Genomic DNA, 23114 nt, shown 5'->3' with positions numbered 1-23114 from the left:
AGTATCGGAGGGCTTTGGTGGTCTTGCGGGCCTTTTCGCGGGAAAGCCCGGCTCCTACAGGTCGGCGTCGTTCGCATGGCTGGTGAACGACACAATCCTTGTAGGAGCCGGGCTTGCCCGCGAAGAGGACCTTCCCGACACCTCAGGACTTGGCGGAATGCTCGCTGTGCAGCCGCTCCAGCAAGGCATCCTTGTCCGCCCATAGCTGGTTGATCCAGGCCTGGAATGCCTGGCGGTACTCGGCGTCCTGTTCGTAATTCCTTCCGGTGAACTCGGGCGGGATCCGAAGCTCCTCGAAATGCACCACCACCTCCCGCACGTTTCCGCACAACAGGTCCCAGAACCCTGGTCGTCCACCCGGATAGTGGATGGTCACGTTGACGATGGACTCCAGTTGTTCACCCATTGCATCCAGCACGAAGGCAATGCCACCGGCCTTGGGCTTGAGCAGGTAGCGGAACGGCGACTGCTGTTGCGCATGCTTGCCCGGCGTGAAGCGCGTGCCTTCGGCGAAGTTGAAGATACCCACAGGGTTCTTGCGAAATTTCGCGCAGGTCTTGCGGGTGGTTTCCAGGTCCTTGCCTTTCTTTTCCGGGTGTTTTTCCAGATAAGCCTTCGAATAGCGTTTCATGAACGGGAAGCCCAGGGCCCACCAGGCCAGGCCGATCACCGGAACCCAGATCAGTTCCTGCTTGAGAAAGAACTTCAGTGGGCGAATGCGGCGGTTGAGCACGTACTGCAGGACCAGGATGTCGACCCAGCTCTGGTGGTTGCTGGTAACCAGGTAGGAGTGCTGGTAGTCCAGGCCTTCCAGACCGCTGAGGTGCCAGCGGGTCTTGCGGACCAGTTGCATCCAGGCCTTGTTGTTGCTGATCCAGGCCTCATGGGTATGGTTCATCAGCCAGTGGCTCAGGCGCTGGGTCAGGCCGAAGGGCAGGGCCTTCAGCAGCGCCACGCAGAACAGGAACGAACACAGCAGCAGGGTGTTCAGGGCCAGCAGCAGCGAGCCGAGCAGGCCGCGCAGGGGCGCGGGGAGGAAGTCGAGCATGGTGTCCTTGTCTCGGAAATGGGGTCGGGGAGAGGGCGGGCAGCCGTTACCCTCATGCGCGTGGCATGAGAGTAACGGAGACAGGTTTCAGATATCCACAGGCCGATTGGCGGCCTGGATCGCCGTCAGGGCGATCGTATAGACGATGTCATCGACCTGGGCCCCGCGTGGCAGGTCGTTCACCGGCTTGCGCAGGCCCTGGAGCATCGGCCCCAGGCTGACGCAGTCGGCGCTGCGTTGCACGGCCTTGTGGGTGGTGTTGCCGGTGTTCAGGTCGGGGAATACGAACACCGTGGCGCGGCCAGCGACCTGGCTGTTGGGCGCCAGTTGCCGGGCGACATGTTCGTTGGCGGCGGCGTCGTACTGCAACGGGCCGTCGATCAGCAGGTCGCGCTGGGCCTCGTGGGCCAGCAGGGTGGCTTCGCGGACCTTCTCCACTTCCTCGCCGCTGGCCGAGTCGCCGCTTGAGTAGCTGATCATCGCCACCCGAGGCGTGATACCTAATGCCTGGGCCGAGTCGGCGCTCTGCCGGGCGATTTCCGCCAGTTCGGTCGCGGACGGATGCGGGTTCATCACGCAGTCGCCATAGACCAGTACCTGCTCGGGAAACAGCATGAAGAACACCGACGACACCAGGGTGCAGCCCGGCGCGGTCTTGATCAGTTGCAGGGCCGGGCGGATGGTGTTGGCGGTGGAGTGGATCACCCCGGAAACCAGGCCATCAACTTCGTCCAGCGCCAGCATCATGGTGCCGATCACTACGGTGTCTTCCAGCTGCTGCTCGGCCATCGGCGTGTTCAGGCTCTTGCTCTTGCGCAGGGCAACCATCGGCTCGGCATAGCGCCCGCGGATCTCGTCCGGGTCGAGAATCTCCAGGCCCGGCGGCAGTTCGAAACCGTGGGCCTTGGCGACCGCCTCGACATCCGCCGGCTTGGCCAGCAGTACGCAACGGGCAATGCCCCGCGCCTGGCAGATCGCCGCAGCCTGGACGGTCAGCGGCTCGCTGCCTTCGGGCAATACGATGCGCTTGTTGGCCTGCTGGGCGCGCTGGATCAACTGATAGCGGAATACCGCCGGTGTCAGGCGCATTTCCCTCGGTGTACCGCAGCGTTGGTGCAGCCACTGGGCATCGAGGTGGCTGGCGACGAAATCGGTGATGATCTCCGCTCGCTCGCGGTCATCCACCGGGATTTCCTTGTTCAGGCTGTTGAGCTGGTTGGCAGTGTCGTAGGAGCCGGTGCTGACCGACAGCACTGGCAGGCCGGCCTGCAATGCACCGCGGCACAGCTCCATCAGTCGTGGGTCGGGCTTGGTGTCGCTGGTCAACAGCAGGCCGGCCAGCGGCACGCCGTTGAGCGCCGCGAGGCTGACGGCGAGAATGATGTCGTCGCGATCGCCTGGGGTCACCACCAGCACACCCGGCTTGAGCAGTTGCAGGGTGTTCAGCACGGTACGGGCGCAGAGGATGATCTTCGACATGCGCCGGGTTTCATAGTCGCCGGCATTGAGCACCTGGGCGCCCAGCAGATCGGCGACATCACGGGTGCGCGGAGCGTTGAGTTCCGGCTGGTACGGAATGCAGCCAAGCAGGCGGAAGTCGCCGCTGCGCAACAACGGCGAGTGTTCCTTGAGGCGAGCGGCGAAGGCCTCCATGCCCTCGTCGGTGCGTACCTTGTTGAGGATCACGCCGAGCACCTTGGGGTCTTTCGGCCCTCCGAACAGCTGTGCCTGCAACTCGACGCGGCCGGACAATTCGGTCAGCACTTCGTTTTCCGGCGCCGAAACGAGGATCACCTCGGCATCCAGGCTTTTCGCCAGGTGCAGGTTGACCCGCGCCGCATAGCTGGCGCTGCGGGTCGGGACCATGCCCTCCACCACCAGCACATCCTTGCCGACCGCGGCCTGCTGGTACAGGCTGATGATTTCTTCCAGCAGTTCGTCGAGCTGGCCGTCGCCGAGCATCCGCTCGACATGGGCCAGGCCCAGTGGCTGGGGTGGCTTGAGGCCGTGGGTCCGTGCAACCAGTTCGGTCGAACGTTCCGGCCCGGTATCACCCGGATGCGGCTGGGCGATGGGCTTGAAGAAGCCGACCTTGAGGCCGGCGCGTTCCAGCGTGCGGACCAGTCCGAGGCTGATCGACGTCAGGCCCACGCCAAAATCGGTGGGCGCGATAAAGAAAGTTTGCATGCGTAGTCTCTTGTGGAGCGCAAGTGCGAGGACCGATGGTTGATCCCCTGCGATATTCAGACGCCAAGGTTAGCGCTAACCGAGCCCTGTGCGCACCAACCACATGCAAAGGGTTGGCCGATCCGGGCCGAGCGCTGGGCCGGGTCCAGCACCCAGGCGCGGGACTGCCAGGGTGGCTGGTGGCGCAGGTGCTGGGTATGGCCGCAGGACAGCTCGGCGACCCAATGGCCGTCTTCATCCTGGTGAAAACCGCGAATGATCGACGGCCCCGGTGTCACCCGTCCGTCCGGGTTCCGTTCGCTTTCGGACGAATCCTTGTTTAGACTTGTCCGTTCTTCATTCTTCTGCAAAAGGTCTCGCCCCATGCTGATCGCCGCCAATAAGGCTGTGTCCATCGACTATACCCTGACCAACGACGCTGGTGAGGTCATCGACAGCTCCGCCGGCGGCGCGCCGCTGGTGTACCTGCAAGGTGCAGGCAACATCATTCCAGGCCTGGAAAAGGCCCTGGAAGGCAAGGCCGTTGGTGACGAGCTGAACGTTACCGTCGAGCCCGAAGATGCCTACGGCGAATACGCTGCCGAACTGGTCAGCACCCTGAGCCGCAGCATGTTCGAAGGCGTCGACGAGCTGGAAGTGGGCATGCAGTTCCACGCTTCCGCTCCGGATGGCCAGATGCAGATCGTCACCATTCGCGACCTGGACGGCGACGACGTCACCGTCGACGGCAACCACCCGCTGGCTGGCCAGCGCCTGAACTTCAAGGTCAAGGTCGTCAACGTCCGTGACGCCAGCCAGGAAGAAGTCGCCCATGGTCACATCCATGGCGAAGGCGGCCATCACCACTGAGTTCTGCTGCTAAGCTCTGGTTGTAGGAAGGCGCCCACGGGCGCCTTTTTAGTCCGCCGCGGTTTCATCACTGGAAACCGGTCGTGGTGTCGGGCAACAATGTCGAGACGTTACACAGGATTATCGGGAGTTCGCCATGAGTGCTTTTCACGACCTTACGCTGGTGGCGCTGGATGGCCAGGACCTGCCCCTCGCACCCTTCAAGGGGCATGTCGTGCTGGTGGTCAATGTCGCCTCCAAATGTGGGCTGACGCCGCAGTACGCCGCACTGGAAAACCTCTACCAGCAGTACAAGAGCCAGGGCTTCACCGTGCTGGGCCTGCCGTGCAACCAGTTCGCCGGGCAGGAGCCGGGTTCCGAAGACGAAATCCGCGAGTTCTGCAGTCTCAACTATGGGGTGACCTTTCCGTTGAGTCGCAAGCTGGAGGTCAACGGCCATGATCGTCACCAGCTGTATCGGCTGCTGGCGGGCGAGGGCGCCGAGTTTCCCGGTGACATCACCTGGAACTTCGAAAAATTCCTGATGGGCAAGGACGGTCGTGTACTGGCCCGTTTCTCGCCACGCACCGCGCCGGATGATCCGGCGGTGGTCCAGGCCATCGAGAAGGCACTGGCCTGAGACTGCTGCGGGGCAGGATTTATCCGTGGGGCAGAATCGATCCTGAAGCAGCGTTTTTCCGCGGGGAAGATCTTCTCCGTGGGAGCCGGATTTATTCGCGAAGCTTTTAGCGGTCCTGCGGGCTTGTTCGCGGATAAATCCGGCTCCCACAGTGCCTAACCTCCACAGTTCAAGCCCCTCTTGGCTTTATCCAGAGTCGTTCAGCCTCCCGACACTTTTCGAGCTTAATCACTCAGATCAATAGTGCTGGGCGCCGCCTCGTGGGCGGAATATTATCCTGATCATAAATTCCCCTTCAGCCGCGGAGTGCTTCCATGTCGGTCCAAGCCCTGTTCAAACCTTTCCAACTCGGTGCCCTGGAGTTGCCGACCCGAGTGGTGATGGCGCCGATGACCCGGTCGTTCTCCCCAGGCGGCGTGCCCAATTCGAAAGTCATCGAGTACTACCGCAAGCGTGCGGCGGCAGGCGTCGGCCTGATCGTCACCGAAGGCACCACGGTCGGCCATCCGGCGGCCAACGGCTACCCGAATGTGCCGCATTTCTATGGTGAAGCGGCCCTGGCCGGCTGGAAAAAAGTGGTCGAGGCGGTACATGCCGAGGGTGGCAGGATCGTTCCGCAACTCTGGCACGTGGGCAACGTGCGACGCCTGGGCACCGAGCCGGATGCCAGCGTTCCCGGCTACGGTCCGAGCGAAAAACTCAAGGATGGCCAGGTCGTGGTCCACGGTATGACCCACCAGGACATCCAGGACGTGATCGGCGCGTTCGCCCAGGCGGCGAAGGATGCCCAGGCCATCGGCATGGACGGCGTCGAGATCCACGGTGCGCATGGCTACCTGATCGACCAGTTCTTCTGGGATGGCAGCAACCAGCGCAGCGATGAGTACGGCGGTAGCCTGGCCAACCGCTCGCGCTTCGCCATCGAGCTGATCCAGGCCGTGCGCGCCGCCGTTGGCCCGGATTTCCCGATCATCTTCCGTTTCTCCCAGTGGAAGCAGCAGGATTACACCGCGCGCCTGGTGCAAACTCCGGAAGCGCTGGGAGAGTTCCTCAAGCCGCTGGCCGATGCCGGCGTGGATATTTTCCACTGCTCCACCCGACGTTTCTGGGAGCCTGAGTTCGACGGTTCGACCCTCAACCTGGCCGGCTGGACCCGCAAGCTGACCGGCAAGCCAACCATCACCGTCGGCAGCGTCGGCCTGGACGGCGAGTTCCTGCAATTCATGGTCAATACCGACAAGGTCGCCCAGCCGGCCAGCCTGGAGAAGCTGCTGGAGCGTCTGGACAACGACGAGTTCGACCTGGTGGCAGTAGGCCGTGCGTTGCTGGTTGACCCGGATTGGGCAGTGAAAGTGCGTGACGGTCGCGAGCAGGACATCCTGCCGTTCAGCCGTGAGGCGTTGACCAGCCTGGTCTGAGCCCTATCTAGGCATCGGGGGCGCGTGAGGCGTCCCCTGTTCCGCTTCGCAGGCACCGCGCAACTGCATCTCGAACTGTTCGACGATCGCCCCCCAGCTCTGCCGGCTGGCATGCTGGCGGGCGTTCAGGCGCACATTGCGCAAGGTTTCCCCGCCTTCGAGCAGCCAGCAGGCCGCGTCGCGGAAAGCTTCCTCATCCCCGGGCATCGCCAGCACGCCATTGTAGCCATGGCGAATGTGCTGGGCTGCCGCCGCCTGGTCATAGGCCACCACTCCCAGGCCCGAGGCCAATGCTTCCAGCACTACGTTGCCGAAGGTCTCGGTCAGGCTGGGAAACACGAACAGATCGCCGGATGCGTAGTGTTGCGCCAGGACCTCGCCACGCTGGGTACCGCAGAAAACCGCGCCGGGCAGCTCCTTCTCCAGCGAAGAGCGAAGCGGACCGTCGCCGACCACCACCAGCCTCATCGTCCGCTGTGGATAAGTCGCCTGCAAGGCCTGGAAGGTGCGGCCCAGCAGGCCGAGGTTCTTCTCGGTCGCCAGTCGCCCGACATACATCACGGCGATGTCGTCCTGGGCCAGCCCCCAGCTTTCCCGCAGGGCATTCTGTCGTTTGGCCGGGTGGAACAATTGGCTGTCGACGCCGCGCGACAGCAGTTCGAGCCGTTCGAAATGCCGCCGCTCCAGTTCCAGGCGCTGGCTGACGCTGGGTACCAGGGTCAGCTTGGAGCGATTGTGGAACCAGCGCAGGTAATGGGTCAGGAATCGCGTCAGCATCCCCAGGCCGTACTGGTTGGAGTACTGCTGGAAGTTGGTGTGGAAGCCGCTGACCACCGAGATCCCCAGTCGCCGTGCCGCGCGCAGTGCCGACAGCCCCAGCGGCCCTTCGGTGGCGATATACAGCACATCCGGGCGTTGGCGCTTCCAGCGGCGCAACAGCTTGTGCATCGACGACTGGCCCCATTGCAGCCCAGGATAACCGGGCAGCGGCCAGCCACGGCACAGCAGCAGTTCGGTGTCGCTGGGGCGGGTCTGGTCGCTGCCCTGACGCGGGCGTACCAGCTCGATCTGGTGGCCACGGGCGCGCAGGCCATCGCACAGCCGGCCAAGGGTATTGGCCACGCCATTGATTTCGGGTGGGAAGGTTTCGGTGACCAGGGTGATATGCAGAGCTGTCGTCATGGTTCCAGTATCGAACCCGGCCCGTTGCGACGTTATGGCATTTGGGTGATGGATTTGTGACGAAGGCTCCAGACTGTCCGCCAGGTCCTCGATATCCGGGTCACTGGATCGTTATCATCAGGTGTCCACCCCATTCAAGGAGATCCCGTGACCGACAATATCTATGCACCGCCCCAGGCGGACCTGAGTGCACCGCGCAGCGAGGCCACCGGCCGCTTCTACGTGGTGTCGCGAACCAAGTTCTTCGTGCTGTTCATCTTCAGTCTTGGGCTGTACCAGATCTACTGGTCGTACAAGAACTGGAGTCAGTACAAGGCGTCGACACAACTGGACATCTGGCCGGTAGCCCGGGGGATCTTCGCGATCTTCTTCGTGCATGCGCTGTATCGCAATGTCGAGAAAAGCATACTCGCCAGCGGCCGTGGCTATCGCTGGGACGCCTCGCTGTGGGCGACCCTGTTCGTGGTCTTTGCGGTACTCAGCAACGTGTTGGAAACCCTGGTCAGGAAAAACGTCGGCGGATCCTTGCTGCTGGTGCTGAGCACGTTCTGGGTGTTTGCCCAGGTGTTCATCACCTGGCAGGGCCAGCAGGCCATCAACTTTGCCAGCGGTGATGCCGAGGGTCAGGGCAATGCCCACTTCGGTCCGGTCAATTACCTGGTGATCGTGCTCGGCGGGATCGTCTGGCTGTTTGCCCTGATCGGCACTTTTTCCCTCTTGATCTGAGGGGGAACGCCGGACCCATTGCGGGCCCGGCGCACCTGCCTGGCGTCAGCGCGTGGCCGGCACCAGCGCCTCATCGCCGCGTTCACGCACCCAGAACAGCGTGGCCCCGGCAATCGCCGCCGGCATCATCAACAGGTTGACCACCGGGATCAGCAGCACCAGGTAGACGCTGCCGCCGAAGCTCATGCTCTGCCAGCGCTTGCTGCGCAGCCAGGCGAGCATGTCCTGCCAGCTCATCTTGTGGTTGTCCGCCGGGTAGTCGATGTACTGGATCGCCATTATCCACACCCCGAACAAAAGCCAAAGCGGTGCGGCGATAATGTTCACCACCGGGATGAACGACAGGATGAACAGCCCGATGGCCCGGGGCAGGAAGTAGCCCAGCTTGCGCATTTCCCGGCCCAGGGTCCTGGGGACCATCGCCAGCAGTTCGCCCCAGCTGAAGGCCGGGAAGTTGTCGCTGCCGCGCACCACCACCTCGACCTTTTCCGCGAGAAAGCCGTTGAACGGCGAGGCGATGATGTTGGCGAGCAGGGTGAAGGTGAAGAACACCATCAGGATCACCAGCGCCACGAACAGCGGCCAGAGAATGTAGTTCAGAAAGCTCAGCCAGTCGGGCAGGGTCGGCATCAGGTGCTCGACCCATAGGCTGAACTGGTGGCCGGCGAAGTAGATCAGCCCGACGAACAGGACCAGGTTGACCAGCAGTGGCAGCAGGACAAACAGGCGCAACCCTGGGCTCAGGACCAGCTTCAGGCCTTCGCGCAGGTATTGTGGGCCGGACATCACGGGTGCGGGCATAACGGGCTCCGAAACGAGGAAAACGCGCCGACCTTACCGGCTTTGCAGTGGCGGTGAAAGCGTCGACATTTACGGTAACAAAGGCGTCTTGCAGAACGTCCTTATGGATAGAGACCTGCTATGAGCTGGATTGTTATTGCGTATTTCCTTAATCTTTGCCCCCTCGTTACGCTGCACATCATTATTTTTCAGGACTGTGTGCTACAAGCCTTCCCCAAGCGCTTTCGCAGTCCTTTTTTATTCCAGCCGGTGCGCCGGCGATCCGTCCCGGTGTCCTACGGGCGGTCGACAGGAGTGAGTCATGTCTGAAGTACGTCATTCGCGAGTGATTATTCTCGGTTCCGGCCCTGCCGGTTACAGTGCTGCAGTCTATGCGGCTCGGGCCAACCTCAAGCCGCTGCTGATCACCGGCATGCAGGCCGGTGGCCAACTGACCACCACCACCGAAGTCGACAACTGGCCCGGTGACGTGCATGGCCTGACCGGCCCGGCGCTGATGGAGCGCATGCGTGAACACGCCGAGCGTTTCGAAACCGAAATCGTCTTCGACCACATCAACTCGGTGGACTTCGCCAAGAAGCCCTACACCCTGGTGGGCGACAGCGGCACCTTCACCTGCGACGCGCTGATCATCGCCACCGGCGCCAGCGCCCGCTACCTGGGCCTGCCATCGGAAGAGGCGTTCATGGGCAAGGGCGTTTCGGCCTGCGCGACCTGTGACGGTTTCTTCTATCGCAACAAGCCGGTTGCCGTGGTCGGCGGGGGTAACACCGCCGTGGAAGAGGCGCTGTACCTGGCCAACATCGCCAGCACCGTGACCCTGATCCACCGCCGCGATACCTTCCGCGCCGAGAAGATCCTGATCGACAAGCTGCACGCCCGCGTGGCCGAAGGCAAGATCATCCTCAAGCTGAACGCCACCCTGGACGAAGTCCTGGGCGACAACATGGGCGTGACCGGTGCCCGCCTGAAGAACAACGATGGCAGCTCCGACGAAATCAAGGTCGACGGTGTGTTCATCGCGATCGGCCATACGCCGAACACTTCGCTGTTCGAAGGCCAGTTGACGCTGAAGGATGGTTACCTGGTCGTGCAGGGCGGTCGTGAAGGCAATGCCACCGCGACCAGCGTCGAAGGTATCTTCGCGGCCGGTGACGTGGCTGACCACGTTTACCGCCAGGCGATCACCTCGGCCGGCGCCGGCTGTATGGCGGCACTGGACACCGAACGTTACCTGGACGGCCTGCAGAACGCTTCGTTCTGAGTGAGCCTGAAATGAAAAAACCGGCCCTGGGGCCGGTTTTTTTATGCCTGCGAAGGCCTCAGCGGCGGGTCAGCGGCTGTGCGGCGAACTTCACGCCGGCCAGACCGTGCTTGATCAGCGCGCGGATATTGCCGTGGTCGCTGCCCTCTGGCGTTGCCAATACCGAACGGTAGTGCTCGCCAAACGCCAGCAGCGCCTGCTGGTCGCTCAGGCCTTCGAGCAGGGCCAGGCCCAGGGTCTTGCACGAGCCTTCGTTCTGCCCGGCGGCGTTTTCCACGCCACCGTTGTTGAAAGCCTGGGGCTGGTAGTCGTAGCCGGCGGCGATGAAGGCCAGGGTGTCGGCAAAGACGTGTTCGCCGCTGTCGAGGCTGGCGCGCAGGGTGTTCAGATCAGTCATGGGGTTTTCCTTTGGCGAATGCCGCCTGTTGTTCGGCACTGGCTTCTTTCTGGTATTGGGCTTTCCACTCGGCGTAGGGCATGCCGTAGACCACCTCGCGGGCGTCGTCGAGGCTCAGCTCGATCCGGCGCTCGTCGGCTTCGGCCTTGTACCACTTGGACAGGCAGTTGCGGCAGAACCCGGCGAGGTTCATCAGGTCGATGTTCTGCACATCCTTGCGGCTGTCCAGGTGGGCAACCAGCCGGCGAAAGGCGGCGGCTTCGAGTTCGAGGCGTTCTTGCTCGGTCATGATGGGCTCTGTGCTGGGGGAACTTGGGGCGCGATGATAAAAGCCTGGCGCGGCGAACGCCAGGCGAGGCAAGGCGTCAGCGGCTGGCCGCGAGGGTGATCGACACCGACTCGGCGAACCGCAGCGCGTGCGGCTTGTCGACTTCGACCTCGGCGTAGAGTACTGCCTCGTTGCTCATCACCAGGTCCAGCAATTCCTGGGTCATGCGTTCGAGCAGGGCAAAGCGGTTGCCCTCCACATGCTGGATGATCGCCTTGGTGATGGTGCGATAGTTCAGCGCGTGGTCGATATCGTTGTCGCGCACCGCCTCCTGGGCCGCGTACAGGATGGTCAGGTTGATCAGCACATCCTGCTTGTTGAGAATTTCCTCCTCGTTGATCCCGATAAAGGTGCGCAGGCGCAGGTCCTTGACCCGGATCCGGGCCATTCCCGGTTGAAGTTGTGGCATTTACTTGCTCCGTCCGATCAGTTGCAGGAACTCCATGCGGGTGGTGCTCGAGTCGCGGAAGACACCGAGCATCACCGAGGTGTTCATGGTCGAGTTCTGTTTTTCCACGCCGCGCATCATCATGCACATGTGCTGCGCCTCAATCACCACCGCGACGCCGGCGGCGTGGGTCACCTGCTGGATGGCGTCGGCGATTTCCCGGGTGAGATTCTCCTGGATCTGCAGGCGCCGGGCGAACATGTCGACGATCCGGGCGATCTTCGACAGTCCCAGCACCTTGCCGGTGGGAATGTAGGCGACATGGGCCTTGCCGATGAAGGGCAGCAGGTGATGTTCGCACAACGAGTACAACTCGATGTCCTTGACGATCACCATCTCGTCGTTGTCCGAGGCGAACAGCGCCCCGTTGACCACGCTTTCGAGGCTTTCTGCGTAGCCGTGACACAGGTACTGCATGGCCTTGGCCGCCCTTTTCGGGGTATCCAGCAGACCCTCGCGATCAGGGTCTTCGCCAAGGCCCTGGAGGATCTCGCGGTAATGCTCGGGCAGTGATGCGCTCATTGCGGTGTTTCCTCGCGGGGCGGCCTACTTGAGATGCCGGCCGCCGTTGACGGTCAAGGTTGTGCCGGTGACGTAGGGATTGTCCAGCAGATAGCGCAGGCTCTGGTAGATCACTTCGGGACCGGGCTCGATGCCCATGGCCGACTTGGCCAGGGTCTTGGCGCGGTACGCCGCGTCGTCGTCGGGGTTGAACATCAGCAGGGCCGGGGCGATGCCGTTGACCTTGATGCGTGGCGCGTACTTGGCGGCGAACGACAGCGTCAGGCTGTCCAGCCCGGCCTTGCTGGCGCAATAGGCGATGTGCTTGCTGCTGCCCTTGCGGGTCACGTCGTCGCTGATATGCACGATGTCGGCCCTGGGCGAGCGGTGCAGCAGTTCGGCGCAATGCAGGTTGATCAGGTAGGGCGCGAGCATGTGGATGCCGAACATCCGGGTGAAGGCCTCGCTCTCGTCCCCCGGTGTTTCGGCAAGCCACGCCGAAGCGTTGTGGACGATCGCCCGCAGGCTGTCGGCATGCTGCTTGAGGTTATCGATGAAGGCCAGGATGCCGGCCTCGCTGGCGAAGTCGGCGAACAGGGTGATCGCACCCTGCTCCCGCAATGACTGCAGGCCCGGGCGTTCGCTGCGGTAGCTGACGATCACCGGGCAGCCGTCGGCCAACAGCCGCTCTGCGCAATGCAGGCCGACACGCTGGCTGGCGCCAGTGATCAGGATCGGGGCGGTGGAAGGCATCGAAGGCTCGCGGCAGGCAGTGGAAGGGTATCTGAAATCAAACTATACCAGCCGCACGCCTTCGACAACCATGCCGCGAGCCCTTGGGAGGTCAGCGGCCCCGGCTCGTCGCCGTGTCCGGTAGCGAGCGGCTCGGTGCACCGCGCAGCCAGCCTGCCAGCAGGCGGGTCGACAACGGAATGAAGAAGTAGACCATCAAGGGCGTCAGCATCAGGGTGCTGATGAAAATCCGCGGTACCAGCTCCAGCTCGGCCAGCAATGGCCCCAGCACGAAGTTGAACAGCAGCGAGACCGGGAAGAACGCCAGCCAGATCGCCACGCTCTGTTTCCAGCGGGGTGGGCGCTGGTCGGCGGTGCCGAACCAGCCTTCAAGGCCGCTGACACGATGTTCGGAAGGCCGGGCGAAGAGGTCGCCGCCCCGTTCCAGCCAGGCCTTGCGCGAGACGGAGTGCTCCCAGGCGTGCAGGGTCTCGGCGTCGCTGAAGCGGAAAATCATCTGGAATTCGTTGTCGCCGGGAGGTGGGGCGAGTACGCCGGAACCGAGGTAGCCGGGGAAGTCGGTAGCCAGTTGTTCGCCTTCCTGGAGCCAGGCGAGCATGTCCTGATAACGGCCGTCGGCAACGCGACGTGCCACCATCATGGTGACGGGTGAGGTAGACATCATGTATCTCCACAAGACGAGCAGGCTGCCCGGGTAGGGCAGATGCGAAACGCAGCACCGGGGTGGTGGGCTGCGCCTGGATTAAACGCAAGAATCATTCCGTTCTTCAAGCGGGCGCACGGGAGGTGCACGCAGAGTGTTTGATGTTTGAAGAAACGGGAGAGGTATAAGCTAGAATGTCGATAAAATTATACACATTGATGTGAAAAACATGCCTGTCATAACCGCCCGTGACCGTGTAGCAGTAGAACTGCCGCTGCCAGCCTTTAAACAGGAAGAGCTGTTTCCCATCCGCGAGGTATCCCGCCTCACCGGCGTAAATCCGGTGACACTCCGTGCATGGGAACGGCGCTATGGCCTGATCCAGCCGACGCGCACCGAAAGTGGGCATCGACTTTACGCCATGAGCGATATCGAGACGGTTCGCAGCATCCTTGGCTGGATCGAACGCGGGGTTGCCGTCAGCAAGGTGGGCAAACTTCTGGCGAAGACCGCCGTCGCGCGCGAGCCCGCGACGGACATGTTGCTGTCGCTGCCCTTCGAGGACTGGCGCAATTGCCAATTGCAGTTGGCCAATGCCGTGGGCAGCTTCGACGAGCTGGCGCTGGAGCGCCTGTATGGGCAGATATTTTCCAGCTATCCGCTGACGGTGGTGTTCCAGAACATCCTGATGCCGCTTTGGCATGAGTTGCGCGCCAAGCGGGACGAGTTCGGCCACACCAGCGAATGGCTGTTCCTCGACAGCTTCCTGCGCGGGCGGGTGTTGCAGCGGCTGCAATCGGTGCGCGGTGTCGCCTCGGAGCGGATCATCCTGGCGGCCTTGCCCGGCGATTGTCGTGAACTGGAATTGCTGGTCGCCGGCCTGTTGCTCGGTAATGGTGAGTGGCCGGTCAGCGCCCTGGCCATCGGACAACCGCTCGACGAGTTGCCGCTGATTTGTGAAAAGGCCCGGCCGCGGGCGCTGGTGCTGTATTCCAACCGTTCGCCGGCCTCGGACATGCCGAGGCGGCTGAATCGGCTGGCGCTGGCGGTGGAGTGTCCGGTGATGCTGGCCGGCGACACCTCGGACTTGCTGCAGGACGCCCTGGAGGGTAGCAGCATTGGCTGCCTGGGGCAGGAGGGGCAATCGATGCGTCAGCGCCTGCAGCAGTTGCTGGCCGGCAAGCTCGACACCTGAGCCGCGTTTGTAGCGTCGGTCTTCAGAGGTGCAGTTCCGGATGCGTCACACGGTGCTGTTGCAGGATGTACTGGCGCAGCCGCTGGATTTCGCCGGGGTCGCCCTGATTCAGCCGGTAGGCGTACAGGCCCTGTTCGGTTTCACGCTCGAAACGCCCCTGCAGGGCAATGCGCTCATAGCCTGACGGGCTGAACCATTGGTTGAACTGCCTGGGCGGCTTGAGGCCGCTACGCAGTTGCAGCAACACACCCTTGAACGAGATCTCGCGTACTGCCAGCGCCCCGGCCTGGCCGCGAACGTTTTCCAGGTGTACCGGCTTCTCCAGGATCAGGCGCCAGGGGCGAACCCGTGGACCGTCCTCGAAGATGCTCGGTACGCCCAGGCGCAGGTGCTGGGCATGGAACTCATCTTCGACCAGATGCAGCGGAAAGCTCATCTTCTGGTTTTCGAAGTTCGCCTGGAGAGTGACCTGCTCATGGGCTGCGAGCCGGGTAAGCAGGTCGCGGATCTGCGACACGCCATTGACCAGCAGGCTCGACGAGCTGTCGCGCTTGTTGAGTTGCGGGTTGTGCTGCATGTTCTGTATGAAATCCAACTCGTCCTGAGTCAGAAGGGCAGTGCGGGGCATGATCGAGCTCGAAAGAACAAAACGTGCAAATTGGGGCGGGTAACGCCCGATAAGACCACAGATTCCGTTATTTGTTGACACCGCTGGTCGCCCGTAGGGCTTCGAGTTCGGCTGTGACCTCGGCCAGTTGCGCCTCCAGTTGGGCAACCCGTTCCTGGGCCCTGACCTGGGCGGTGACATCCTTCTGGACACCGACGAAGTAGGTCAACTGGTCGCTTTCATTGAACACCGGTGACAACGACAGTTCGTTCCAGAAGTGCGTGCCGTCCTTGCGGTAGTTGCGAATTATATGGCGGCATGGCTTGCGTGTCCGCAATGCTTCGCGAATCAGCTCCAGACTGGCTTGGTCGCGGTCGCCGGACTGCAGGAAACGGCAGTCCTGGTAGAGAATTTCTTCGTTGCTATAGCCGGTCAGGCGTTCGAACGCCGGGTTGGCGTAGATCAGGATATTGTCTTCGCCTTCCTGTTCGGCAACCACGATACCTTCGTTGGAGGCATCGATGACAAGTTGCAGCAGTTTCGGGTTGATCATTGTTGGAGTAATCCGCAGTCCATTGGCACGCAGCCCAAGTGTAAGAGAAAGTCCCGGCGGGTCAATGCCGGACAGGATGTGAATGGAAGTTCAGTGGGAATATTTCTCATCTGGTAATATCCGCGGTTTTCAAGCTGCCCCAGGATGAGATTGATGAAAGTCGCCATTCTTTCCGGATCGGTCTACGGTACCGCCGAAGAAGTTGCCCGTCATGCCAAGCGGGTTCTCGACAAGGCCGGCCTCGACGCCTGGCACAACCCGCGTGCCACCCTGGCCGACGTCGAGGCGTTTGCCCCCGAAGCGTTCCTGGCGGTGACTTCGACCACCGGCATGGGTGAGCTGCCGGACAATATCCAGCCACTCTACTACGCCATTCGCGACCAGTTGCCAGCGGCTTGGCGCGGACTGCCGGGGGCGGTGATCGGGCTCGGTGACACGAGCTACGGCGATACCTTCTGCGGCGGTGGCGAGCAATTGCGCGAGCTGTTCGCCGAACTCGGCCTGCGGGAGGTCCAGCCTATGCTGCGTCTGGACTCCAGTGAAACGGTCACCCCGGAAACCGATGCAGAGCCCTGGCTGGCCGAGTTCATCAACGCACTGAAAGGTTGACCGGCCGCTCGCGCAGCAGTGCCAGCCAGGCCTGCGCGGCTTGCGACAGATAGGCGCCACGGCGCCAGATGAAGGCGATATCCCAGCGCAGGTCGGTGGGTGAACTGAGGTTCAGGCGGACCACGCCGGGCCGGACCAGTGAGCGCGCGACCACGCTGGGCATCAACGCCACGCCCTGGCCGGCGGCCACCAGCGCGGCGAGGAAGTCCGCCTGGCCGCTGCGTCCGCTTTCCCTGGGCGTGAATCCCAGGCGCTCACAGGCCTGGATCAGCCGGTGGTTGAGCACGAAGCTGCGCTGATAGAGCAGGAAGGGCGTTTCGGCCAATTGCTCCAGGCGAATGGAGCCTTCCTCGGCCAGCGGATGGTCGATCGCCAGCAGCACATCCAGCGGTTCATCGCAGAACGGTTGGCAGTCGAACGCCGGGTTGCTTGGCGTGAGACCGGCGCCCAGTTCCAGTTCGCCGCTCAACACCGCGGGTTCGATGCTCAGGCTGCCGCCCTCGAGCAAGTGAATGGCGATATTCGGATAGCGCCGTCGATATTCGGCGAACAGTCCGGCGAACAACGTATCGCCGCCCAGTTGCGGCAGTCCCAGGCGCAATTCTCCCCGAGCCAGTTGGCTCAGGTCATCGAGCTCGTGCAGCAGTCCGTTGCGCAGGCGCAGCATTTCTTCGGCCCGTTGCAGTACCACCCGACCCGCGGCGGTGGGCAGTACATGGGGACCCTGGCGATCGAGCAGTCTGACTCCCAGGCTGTGTTCGAGCTGGGCGACCTGCTTGCTCACCGCCGACTGGCTGACGTGCAGGGTCTTGGCGGCCTGGGTGAAGCCGCCCTGGTGTGCCACTTCGACAAAACTGCGCAGCTGTTTGAATTCCATTGCGTGATTCCAATTTGGAATGGCCAGCAGTCTAACAATTCGCTTTTGGGATGGTAGACCCGGCTCTAGAATTTTCCTCACTGGGGGGCCTGAATCCGATGAACAGATCACTGCTGGAAAAAACCATCCGCCTGCTGGCCGAACTGTCGGTTCTGTGCGGTCTTTATCTGCTCGGCGGCCAAGTGGCAGCCTGGACCGGCTGGCCGATTCCCGCTGGCGTGATCGGGCTGGCGCTGCTGTTGCTGTTGTTCGCCACCGGCCGGGTCAAGCCGGCCGCGCTGCAACGGGGTGCTGGCTGGCTGATGGCGGAGATGCTGCTGTTCTTCATCCCGGCGCTGATGAGCCTGCTCGACTATGGCGCCACGCTGCGCCAGGACGGCTGGCGGATCCTCTTGGTAATCATGTGCAGCACCTTGCTGGTGATGTTGGCGACAGCATTCACCGTCGAGTTCGTCTGCCGTTGGAGCAGCCGTCGTGAAGCTTGAGTGGATGTCGCTGTTCTGGCTGGCGCTGACCTTGGCGGCCTATGTCTTCAGCCGTTGGAGCTACCAGCGCAGTGGCCGCTACCTGCTGTCGCCGTTGATCCTGGTGCCGGTCATCCTGCTGGCGGTAGCCATTCCGCTGCACACGGCCTACGCCGAATATTCGCGGGATACTCATTGGCTGATCCTGGCGCTTGGCCCCGCTACCGTGGCTTTTGCCGTGCCGATCTGGCAGCAGCGGGGCTTGCTCGTTCGCCACTGGCCGGCGCTGCTGATGGGCATGCTGGCGGGCAGCGTGGCGTCCATCGGCAGTTCCTATGGGCTGGCCCGTGCCCTGTCGCTGGACAGCGCCCTGACCCTGTCGCTGGTGCCTCGTTCGATTACCACCCCCTTTGCCATGCCGCTGGCTCGCGACCTGGGCGGCGTGCCCGAGTTGACGGCGGTGTTCGTGCTGGTCACTGGCGTGTTCGGTGCGATGGTCGGCGGTGTCCTGCTCAAGTGGCTGCCGCTGCGCAGCAGCCTGGCGCGCGGCGCGCTGTTCGGGGTGGGGGCGCACGGTGCCGGGGTCAGCCGGGCTCGGGAGGCGGGCGGCGAGGAGGGCACGGTCGCCGGCCTGGTGATGGTCCTGACCGGCTTGCTCAACCTGTTTTCCGCGCCCCTGCTGGCTATGCTGATCTGAGTCGGCGGGGCTGGCAGCAGCAGGGACGTGTGGACTATCCCCCAGCCTTATCGCACACCATTCAGCCTCTAGCGTATCTATTGTGACTGGATGCCCCGTGTCCGACACTCAGGTTCTATATCCCATTGCCCCTGGCTGGAGACCTGTATGAGTGAGTCTGTACGCTTCGAAGATAAAGTGGTGATCGTTACCGGTGCCGGCGGTGGCCTGGGGCGTGCCCATGCATTGCTCTTCGCCCGCCATGGTGCGCGGGTGGTGGTCAACGATCTCGGCGGCTCGACCCACGGCGAGGGGGCCAGTGCATCTGCGGCGGACCAGGTGGTGGCACAGATCCGCGAAGCCGGTGGCACTGCCGTCGCCAACCATGATTCGGTGACCGATGGCGACAAGATCGTACAGAACGCCCTGGATGCTTTCGGCCGTGTCGACGTGGTGGTGAACAATGCCGGCATCCTGCGGGACAAGTCGTTCCTCAAGATGGAGGACGCCGACTGGGACCTGGTCTACCGGGTGCATGTCGAAGGCGCCTACAAGGTCACCCGCGCCGCCTGGCCGCACCTGCGCGAGCAGAACTACGGCCGGGTGATCTTCACGGCCTCGACCTCCGGCATCTACGGCAACTTCGGCCAGTCCAACTATGGCATGGCCAAGCTCGGGCTCTACGGCCTGACCCGCACCCTGGCAATCGAGGGGCGCAAGAACAATATCCTGGTCAACGCCATTGCGCCCACCGGCGGTACCCGCATGACCGAGGGCCTGATTCCGCCGCAGGTGTTCGAGATGCTCAAGCCGGAACTGATCAGCCCGCTGGTGGTATTCCTCGGTAGCGAGCAGTGTGAGGAAACTTCCGGCCTGTTCGAGGTCGGTGGCGGTTGGATCGGCAAGACCCGCTGGGAGCGCAGCCTGGGAGTAGGCTTCGACCCGCACGACGGCTTTGGCGTGGATGAGGTGGCGGCCAACTGGCAGAAGATCTGCGATTTCGACAATGCCGTGCACCCCCGGGATACGCCGGAGTCCTTGCAGCAGATGATGGCAAACCTGCAAAAGTACAGCGGCTGATCGTCGGCGCCTATGGATAAATCTCGACCATAAAAAAGGCCGCTGTAAACACAGCGGCCAAGGGAAGACGTTTGATCAAGGAGCTACAAATCAACGTCGGTAACGCGGGTGATGGTCGGCCCGCAACCAGGCCGATATCGAAACAGTAATGGCCGCAATGGCCATGATCGCTTTCAGTGCAGCGTCGATGACGCGATGCCCGAACCTCTCCCGAAGCGTTGTCCCTCCGAGCGATTCCCCTTGAAAGCCAGGCCAGGATAAGGAATTGCCGCGCCCTGAAACAGTGCGCTTCATGACAATCACTGTTGCATCGAACGTAACAGTCGCCAATGGCTGTGCCGAGGTCGCAGGCTGTGTCGCCGCGCTCCATCCATTCCCCCTATGGCGTGTTATCCAGCGTCTCGATGGTGCCCTGCAAGCCCACGCCGGTGCGGTCATTCATCCTTTGGAGGTACAGCGAAAATACCTCCTTGGTGCGCTTATCGCTCCCGCTGGCGGTGGGTAGGGTGAAGCCTTCTGTCACTCACCGGGGAAGACGCATGACAAAAACAACAATGCGCGCCATCTTCACGCCGCAGGCGCTGGCGGTTGCCGTGGCACTGGGGGCTAGCGCCCAGGCCAACGCGGTTTCGTTCAATATCGGAGAGATCGAGGGCAAGTTCGACTCGTCCCTCTCGGTCGGTGCGAGCTGGGGCATGCGGGATGCCGACAAGTCGCTGGTCGGAACGCCCAATGGCGGTACCGGGCAGGCTTCCACGGGTGATGATGGGCGGCTGAACTTCAAGAAGGGCGAGACCTTCTCGAAGATCATCAAGGGTATCCACGACCTGGAACTCAAGTATGGCGACACCGGTGTGTTCGTCCGTGGCAAGTACTGGTACGACTTCGAACTGGCCGATGGCGACCGTGAGTTCAAGGACCTCAGCGACCACCATCGCGATGAAGGCGCCCGTTCCTCCGGCATCGAACTGCTCGATGCCTTCGTCTACCACAACTACTCGATTGCCGACCTGCCGGGCACCGTGCGCCTGGGCAAGCAGGTGGTCAGCTGGGGCGAGAGCACCTTCATCGGCAACTCGATCAACAGCATCAACCCCATCGACGTTTCGGCCTTCCGTCGGCCGGGCGCCGAGATCAAGGAAGGGCTGATTCCGGTCAACATGTTCTTCGCGTCCCAGAGCCTGACCGACCAACTCACGGTCGAAGGCTTCTACCAGTTGAACTGGCAGAACACGGTGGTCGACAACTGCGGCACCTTCTTCGCCAACGACGTCGTGGCCCACGGTTGCAACAACAACTATACGGTCGCCAACCCGGCCATTGCGCCATTGCAACCGCTGGCGGCGGCCTTTGGGCAGGGCTTCGAAGTGACTTCCGAAGGCGTGGTGGTACAGCGCAGCAAGGATCGCGAAGCCCGCGACGGCGGACAATTCGGCGTTGCACTGCGCTGGCTGGGTAGTGACACCGAGTACGGCCTGTACTTCATGAACTACCACAGCCGGACCCCGACGGTGGGGACCACCACCGCTGGCCAGGGCACCATCAACGCATTGGGCAGCATCCTGCCGCTGGCACCTGCTGCGACCCGTACCGGCCTGGCTCAGAGCATCATGCTCGGACGCGGCCAGTACTACCTCGAGTACCCCGAGGACATTCGCCTCTACGGCGCGAGCTTTTCCACCACCTTGCCGACCGGGACCGCCTGGAGCGGCGAGATCAGCTATCGCCCCAATGCCCCGGTGCAGCTCAATACCAACGACCTGACTCTGGCCCTGCTCAACCCGATTGCCGGTGGCACGGCTTCGCCGATCCGCACCACGGCCGGCTCCGACAACACCGGCTACCGCCGCAAGGAAATCACCCAGGCCCAGACCAGCCTCACGCAGTTCTTCGACCAGGTGCTGGGCGCCGACCGCCTGACTCTGGTGGGCGAGGCCGGTATCACCTACGTCGGCGGGCTGGAGTCCAAGGACAAGCTGCGCTACGGGCGTGACTCGGTCTACGGCGCCTACGGCTTCCAGGGCGATACCGGCGGCTTCGTTACCGCCACCTCCTGGGGCTACCGTGCCCGGGCGATCCTCGACTACAGCAACGTGATCGCCGGGATCAACCTCAAGCCCAACCTGTCGTGGTCCCACGACGTCAAGGGCTACGGCCCCAACGGCCTGTTCAACGAGGGCGCGAAGGCGGTGAGCATCGGCGTGGATGCCGACTACCGCAACACCTACACCGCGAGCCTGAGCTACACCGACTTTTTCGGTGGCCGCTACAACACCCTGATTGACCGCGACTTCCTGGCGCTCAGCGTCGGCGCGAACTTCTGATCAAGGCTGAATAAGGACTACATTTATGCGCAAGACGATTCTGCAATGCGGCGCCCTGGCCCTGAGCCTGCTGGCGGCCAACGTGATGGCGGCGGTTTCCCCGGAAGAAGCGGCCAAGCTCGGCACCACCCTGACGGCGATCGGCGCGGAAAAAGCCGGCAACGCCGATGGTTCGATCCCGGCCTACACCGGCGGTATCCCGAAAAACGCCGGCGCGGTCGACAGCAAGGGCTTCCTGGCCGACCCGTTCGCCAGTGAAAAACCTCTGTTCGTGATCACCGCCGCCAATGCCGACCAGTACAAGGCCAAGCTTTCCGACGGCCAACTGGCGATGTTCAAGCGTTATCCACAGACCTACAAGATTCCGGTCTACCCGAGCCATCGCACCGTCGCCCTGCCACAAGCGGTGCTCGACTCGGCCAAGCGCAGCGCCCTCAACGTCACCACGATCAACGACGGCAACGGCTTGGCCAACTTCACCGGCAACCGCTACTACGCCTTCCCGATTCCGAAGAACGGCGTGGAGGTGCTGTGGAACCACATCACCCGTTACCACGGCGGTAACCTGCGCCGTACCATCACCCAGGCGACGCCGCAGACCGACGGCTCCTTCACTCCGATCACCTTCGAGGAAGAAGCCGCGGTTCCTTCGGAAGTCCCGGACCTGGCCCCGGACAAGGGCGCCAACGTGCTGACCTTCTTCAAGCAGGAGGTGACCGCGCCGGCACGCCTGGCGGGTAACGTGCTGCTGGTCCATGAAACCCTCGACCAGGTGAAGGAGCCGCGCCTGGCCTGGGTCTACAACGCCGGCCAGCGTCGGGTACGGCGTGCGCCACAGGTTGCCTACGACGGTCCGGGCACCGCCGCCGACGGCCTGCGCACCTCGGACAACTTCGACATGTTTTCCGGCGCACCCGATCGTTACGATTGGAAACTGATCGGCAAGAAGGAGATGTACATCCCCTACAACAGCTACAAGCTGGACTCGCCGAGCCTCAAGTACACCGACGTGATCAAGGCCGGTCACATCAATCAGGACCTGACCCGCTACGAGCTGCACCGGGTCTGGGAAATCGAGGGGACAGTGAAGCCGAGCGAGCGGCACATCTACGCCAAGCGCCACATGTACATCGACGAGGACAGCTGGCAGGTTGCACTGGTGGATCACTACGACGGTCGTGGCCAACTGTGGCGGGTGGCCGAGGGGCATGCACAGTTCTACTACGACCACCAGGTGCCGGCCTACACCGTCGAAACCCTGTATGACCTGATCGCCGGCCGCTACATCGCCCTGGGCATGAAGAACGAAGAGAAGCACAGCTTCCAGTTCGGCTTCGTCGGCAAGGCCGCGGACTACACCCCGGCGGCGTTGCGGGCCAGCGGGGTGCGCTGAGCCCGTTGTGGGAGCCGGCTTGCTGGCGATAGCGGCCTGTCAGTCAATGAACATGTTGAACGACGAATCGCAATCGCCAGCAAGCCGGCCAGCACTGCGTGGGCTGTTCTCCTGAAGCTTTTTTATGAGGTCCGATAAGCCTCCTGAATACTTGTTCATGCCAATGCTGGAA

26 protein-coding genes are annotated in these 23114 nt (G+C 62.7%); 12 read left to right on the top strand and 14 right to left on the bottom strand.

The genetic code is table 11. The features are described from left to right. Nucleotides 1–142: 142 nt before the first annotated feature. The 3 genes from yihG to AC6I6U_RS31600 form a co-directional block, all read right to left on the bottom strand. A complete protein-coding gene (yihG, locus tag AC6I6U_RS31610) occupies nt 143–1048 on the bottom strand; it encodes a 1-acylglycerol-3-phosphate O-acyltransferase, YihG family (protein WP_497879848.1) in 906 nt (301 codons plus the stop codon). 87 nt (nt 1049–1135) lie between these two features. Next, nucleotides 1136–3235, bottom strand: coding sequence for a phosphate acetyltransferase (gene pta / locus AC6I6U_RS31605; protein WP_497879847.1), 2100 nt, complete (start codon nt 3233–3235; stop codon nt 1136–1138). A gap of 56 nt (nt 3236–3291) precedes the next feature. Beyond that, nucleotides 3292–3630 (bottom strand): DUF3565 domain-containing protein, encoded by a 339-nt coding sequence (locus AC6I6U_RS31600; RefSeq protein WP_497879846.1) that lies wholly within the window; start codon nt 3628–3630, stop codon nt 3292–3294. Here AC6I6U_RS31600 and AC6I6U_RS31595 point away from each other — a divergent pair. The 3 genes from AC6I6U_RS31595 to AC6I6U_RS31585 all read left to right on the top strand — a co-directional run bounded on the left by AC6I6U_RS31595 (nt 3599) and on the right by AC6I6U_RS31585 (nt 6121). Further along, complete coding sequence (locus tag AC6I6U_RS31595; RefSeq protein WP_497879845.1) at nt 3599–4084, top strand: FKBP-type peptidyl-prolyl cis-trans isomerase; 486 nt, start codon at nt 3599–3601, stop codon at nt 4082–4084. The genes AC6I6U_RS31600 and AC6I6U_RS31595 overlap by 32 nt on opposite strands. A gap of 136 nt (nt 4085–4220) precedes the next feature. Further along, the gene (locus tag AC6I6U_RS31590; protein WP_497879844.1) at nt 4221–4703 is read left to right on the top strand and encodes a glutathione peroxidase; all 483 of its coding nucleotides are present in this window, start codon (nt 4221–4223) and stop codon (nt 4701–4703) included. A 314-nt stretch (nt 4704–5017) separates the two neighbouring features. Continuing rightward, nucleotides 5018–6121 (top strand): NADH:flavin oxidoreductase, encoded by a 1104-nt coding sequence (locus AC6I6U_RS31585; protein ID WP_497879843.1) that lies wholly within the window; start codon nt 5018–5020, stop codon nt 6119–6121. A 3-nt stretch (nt 6122–6124) separates the two neighbouring features. On the opposite strand, the gene AC6I6U_RS31580 is transcribed toward AC6I6U_RS31585, so the two are convergent. Then, nucleotides 6125–7303 (bottom strand): glycosyltransferase family 4 protein, encoded by a 1179-nt coding sequence (locus AC6I6U_RS31580; protein ID WP_497879842.1) that lies wholly within the window; start codon nt 7301–7303, stop codon nt 6125–6127. A gap of 147 nt (nt 7304–7450) precedes the next feature. Between AC6I6U_RS31580 and AC6I6U_RS31575 the strand changes: the two genes are divergently transcribed. Further along, the gene (locus AC6I6U_RS31575; RefSeq protein ID WP_497879841.1) at nt 7451–8029 is read left to right on the top strand and encodes a hypothetical protein; all 579 of its coding nucleotides are present in this window, start codon (nt 7451–7453) and stop codon (nt 8027–8029) included. A 45-nt stretch (nt 8030–8074) separates the two neighbouring features. Here AC6I6U_RS31575 and cysZ read toward each other — a convergent pair whose 3' ends face one another. After that, nucleotides 8075–8830: a sulfate transporter CysZ gene (gene cysZ / locus AC6I6U_RS31570; protein WP_497879840.1), complete on the bottom strand. Its 756-nt coding sequence runs from the start codon at nt 8828–8830 to the stop codon at nt 8075–8077. Between the two features lie 301 nt (nt 8831–9131). Here cysZ and trxB point away from each other — a divergent pair, with 301 nt between their 5' ends. Continuing rightward, complete coding sequence (gene trxB / locus AC6I6U_RS31565; RefSeq protein ID WP_497879839.1) at nt 9132–10094, top strand: thioredoxin-disulfide reductase; 963 nt, start codon at nt 9132–9134, stop codon at nt 10092–10094. Nucleotides 10095–10152: 58 nt separating this feature from the next. On the opposite strand, the gene AC6I6U_RS31560 is transcribed toward trxB, so the two are convergent. The 6 genes from AC6I6U_RS31560 to AC6I6U_RS31535 form a co-directional block, all read right to left on the bottom strand. Continuing rightward, nucleotides 10153–10491 (bottom strand): HopJ type III effector protein, encoded by a 339-nt coding sequence (locus AC6I6U_RS31560; protein ID WP_497879838.1) that lies wholly within the window; start codon nt 10489–10491, stop codon nt 10153–10155. Then, nucleotides 10484–10780, bottom strand: a complete 297-nt coding sequence (locus AC6I6U_RS31555) for a DUF1244 domain-containing protein (protein ID WP_497879837.1) — start codon at nt 10778–10780, stop codon at nt 10484–10486. Before AC6I6U_RS31555 ends, AC6I6U_RS31560 begins: the two co-directional genes overlap by 8 nt. Before the next feature lie 76 nt (nt 10781–10856). Continuing rightward, the gene (gene folX / locus AC6I6U_RS31550) at nt 10857–11228 is read right to left on the bottom strand and encodes a dihydroneopterin triphosphate 2'-epimerase (RefSeq protein ID WP_497879836.1); all 372 of its coding nucleotides are present in this window, start codon (nt 11226–11228) and stop codon (nt 10857–10859) included. Then, nucleotides 11229–11789: a GTP cyclohydrolase I FolE gene (gene folE, locus AC6I6U_RS31545; protein WP_497879835.1), complete on the bottom strand. Its 561-nt coding sequence runs from the start codon at nt 11787–11789 to the stop codon at nt 11229–11231. A 24-nt stretch (nt 11790–11813) separates the two neighbouring features. Next, nucleotides 11814–12521, bottom strand: a complete 708-nt coding sequence (folM, locus tag AC6I6U_RS31540; protein ID WP_497879834.1) for a dihydromonapterin reductase — start codon at nt 12519–12521, stop codon at nt 11814–11816. 91 nt (nt 12522–12612) lie between these two features. Next, nucleotides 12613–13182, bottom strand: coding sequence for an antibiotic biosynthesis monooxygenase (locus AC6I6U_RS31535; protein ID WP_497879833.1), 570 nt, complete (start codon nt 13180–13182; stop codon nt 12613–12615). Between the two features lie 211 nt (nt 13183–13393). Between AC6I6U_RS31535 and AC6I6U_RS31530 the strand changes: the two genes are divergently transcribed. Continuing rightward, a complete protein-coding gene (locus AC6I6U_RS31530) occupies nt 13394–14359 on the top strand; it encodes a MerR family transcriptional regulator (protein ID WP_497879832.1) in 966 nt (321 codons plus the stop codon). 22 nt (nt 14360–14381) lie between these two features. Here the strand turns inward: AC6I6U_RS31530 and AC6I6U_RS31525 are convergent, their stop codons facing one another. Then, on the bottom strand, nt 14382–14987 hold the full coding sequence (locus tag AC6I6U_RS31525) for a hypothetical protein (protein WP_497879831.1): 606 nt from the start codon (nt 14985–14987) through the stop codon (nt 14382–14384). Nucleotides 14988–15054: 67 nt separating this feature from the next. Beyond that, complete coding sequence (locus AC6I6U_RS31520) at nt 15055–15519, bottom strand: PAS domain-containing protein (protein ID WP_497879830.1); 465 nt, start codon at nt 15517–15519, stop codon at nt 15055–15057. A 153-nt stretch (nt 15520–15672) separates the two neighbouring features. On the opposite strand from AC6I6U_RS31520, the gene AC6I6U_RS31515 reads away from it, so the two are divergent. Next, nucleotides 15673–16128: a flavodoxin gene (locus AC6I6U_RS31515; RefSeq protein WP_497879829.1), complete on the top strand. Its 456-nt coding sequence runs from the start codon at nt 15673–15675 to the stop codon at nt 16126–16128. Here the strand turns inward: AC6I6U_RS31515 and AC6I6U_RS31510 are convergent. Continuing rightward, a complete protein-coding gene (locus tag AC6I6U_RS31510) occupies nt 16109–17005 on the bottom strand; it encodes a LysR family transcriptional regulator (RefSeq protein ID WP_497879828.1) in 897 nt (298 codons plus the stop codon). The two genes, AC6I6U_RS31515 and AC6I6U_RS31510, sit on opposite strands and share 20 nt — an antisense overlap. 98 nt (nt 17006–17103) lie before the next feature. On the opposite strand from AC6I6U_RS31510, the gene AC6I6U_RS31505 reads away from it, so the two are divergent. The 5 genes from AC6I6U_RS31505 to AC6I6U_RS31485 all read left to right on the top strand — a co-directional run bounded on the left by AC6I6U_RS31505 (nt 17104) and on the right by AC6I6U_RS31485 (nt 22942). Further along, on the top strand, nt 17104–17490 hold the full coding sequence (locus AC6I6U_RS31505) for a CidA/LrgA family protein (protein ID WP_497879827.1): 387 nt from the start codon (nt 17104–17106) through the stop codon (nt 17488–17490). Next, the gene (locus AC6I6U_RS31500) at nt 17480–18166 is read left to right on the top strand and encodes an LrgB family protein (protein WP_497879826.1); all 687 of its coding nucleotides are present in this window, start codon (nt 17480–17482) and stop codon (nt 18164–18166) included. Before AC6I6U_RS31505 ends, AC6I6U_RS31500 begins: the two co-directional genes overlap by 11 nt. Nucleotides 18167–18313: 147 nt before the next feature. Then, nucleotides 18314–19225, top strand: a complete 912-nt coding sequence (locus AC6I6U_RS31495) for an SDR family oxidoreductase (RefSeq protein WP_497879825.1) — start codon at nt 18314–18316, stop codon at nt 19223–19225. 539 nt (nt 19226–19764) lie between these two features. Continuing rightward, on the top strand, nt 19765–21549 hold the full coding sequence (locus AC6I6U_RS31490) for a DUF1302 domain-containing protein (protein ID WP_497879824.1): 1785 nt from the start codon (nt 19765–19767) through the stop codon (nt 21547–21549). A 25-nt stretch (nt 21550–21574) separates the two neighbouring features. After that, a complete protein-coding gene (locus AC6I6U_RS31485) occupies nt 21575–22942 on the top strand; it encodes a DUF1329 domain-containing protein (protein ID WP_497879823.1) in 1368 nt (455 codons plus the stop codon). The last annotated feature ends 172 nt before the right edge of the window (nt 22943–23114 follow it).

This window comes from Pseudomonas sp. UTLPPB19802 (assembly GCF_059730225.1).
Note: the sequence above shows the minus strand (reverse complement) of the source record. Positions and strands in the feature narration are given on the sequence as shown.

Bases quoted from the DNA above. Each gene is read 5' to 3' on its own strand.
- pta (WP_497879847.1), bottom strand. From the start codon at position 3,235: ATGCAAACTTTCTTTATCGCGCCCACCGATTTTGGCGTGGGCCTGACG.
- AC6I6U_RS31560 (WP_497879838.1), bottom strand. From the start codon at position 10,491: ATGACTGATCTGAACACCCTGCGCGCCAGCCTCGACAGCGGCGAACAC.
- AC6I6U_RS31490 (WP_497879824.1), top strand. From the start codon at position 19,765: ATGACAAAAACAACAATGCGCGCCATCTTCACGCCGCAGGCGCTGGCG.
- trxB (WP_497879839.1), top strand. From the start codon at position 9,132: ATGTCTGAAGTACGTCATTCGCGAGTGATTATTCTCGGTTCCGGCCCT.
- folM (WP_497879834.1), bottom strand. From the start codon at position 12,521: ATGCCTTCCACCGCCCCGATCCTGATCACTGGCGCCAGCCAGCGTGTC.
- AC6I6U_RS31515 (WP_497879829.1), top strand. From the start codon at position 15,673: ATGAAAGTCGCCATTCTTTCCGGATCGGTCTACGGTACCGCCGAAGAA.
- AC6I6U_RS31580 (WP_497879842.1), bottom strand. From the start codon at position 7,303: ATGACGACAGCTCTGCATATCACCCTGGTCACCGAAACCTTCCCACCC.
- AC6I6U_RS31485 (WP_497879823.1), top strand. From the start codon at position 21,575: ATGCGCAAGACGATTCTGCAATGCGGCGCCCTGGCCCTGAGCCTGCTG.
- cysZ (WP_497879840.1), bottom strand. From the start codon at position 8,830: ATGCCCGCACCCGTGATGTCCGGCCCACAATACCTGCGCGAAGGCCTG.
- folE (WP_497879835.1), bottom strand. From the start codon at position 11,789: ATGAGCGCATCACTGCCCGAGCATTACCGCGAGATCCTCCAGGGCCTT.
- folX (WP_497879836.1), bottom strand. From the start codon at position 11,228: ATGCCACAACTTCAACCGGGAATGGCCCGGATCCGGGTCAAGGACCTG.
- AC6I6U_RS31600 (WP_497879846.1), bottom strand. From the start codon at position 3,630: ATGGACACAGCCTTATTGGCGGCGATCAGCATGGGGCGAGACCTTTTG.
- AC6I6U_RS31495 (WP_497879825.1), top strand. From the start codon at position 18,314: ATGAGTGAGTCTGTACGCTTCGAAGATAAAGTGGTGATCGTTACCGGT.
- AC6I6U_RS31510 (WP_497879828.1), bottom strand. From the start codon at position 17,005: ATGGAATTCAAACAGCTGCGCAGTTTTGTCGAAGTGGCACACCAGGGC.
- AC6I6U_RS31535 (WP_497879833.1), bottom strand. From the start codon at position 13,182: ATGTCTACCTCACCCGTCACCATGATGGTGGCACGTCGCGTTGCCGAC.
- AC6I6U_RS31590 (WP_497879844.1), top strand. From the start codon at position 4,221: ATGAGTGCTTTTCACGACCTTACGCTGGTGGCGCTGGATGGCCAGGAC.
- AC6I6U_RS31520 (WP_497879830.1), bottom strand. From the start codon at position 15,519: ATGATCAACCCGAAACTGCTGCAACTTGTCATCGATGCCTCCAACGAA.
- AC6I6U_RS31525 (WP_497879831.1), bottom strand. From the start codon at position 14,987: ATGCCCCGCACTGCCCTTCTGACTCAGGACGAGTTGGATTTCATACAG.
- AC6I6U_RS31585 (WP_497879843.1), top strand. From the start codon at position 5,018: ATGTCGGTCCAAGCCCTGTTCAAACCTTTCCAACTCGGTGCCCTGGAG.
- AC6I6U_RS31555 (WP_497879837.1), bottom strand. From the start codon at position 10,780: ATGACCGAGCAAGAACGCCTCGAACTCGAAGCCGCCGCCTTTCGCCGG.
- yihG (WP_497879848.1), bottom strand. From the start codon at position 1,048: ATGCTCGACTTCCTCCCCGCGCCCCTGCGCGGCCTGCTCGGCTCGCTG.
- AC6I6U_RS31505 (WP_497879827.1), top strand. From the start codon at position 17,104: ATGAACAGATCACTGCTGGAAAAAACCATCCGCCTGCTGGCCGAACTG.
- AC6I6U_RS31530 (WP_497879832.1), top strand. From the start codon at position 13,394: ATGCCTGTCATAACCGCCCGTGACCGTGTAGCAGTAGAACTGCCGCTG.
- AC6I6U_RS31595 (WP_497879845.1), top strand. From the start codon at position 3,599: ATGCTGATCGCCGCCAATAAGGCTGTGTCCATCGACTATACCCTGACC.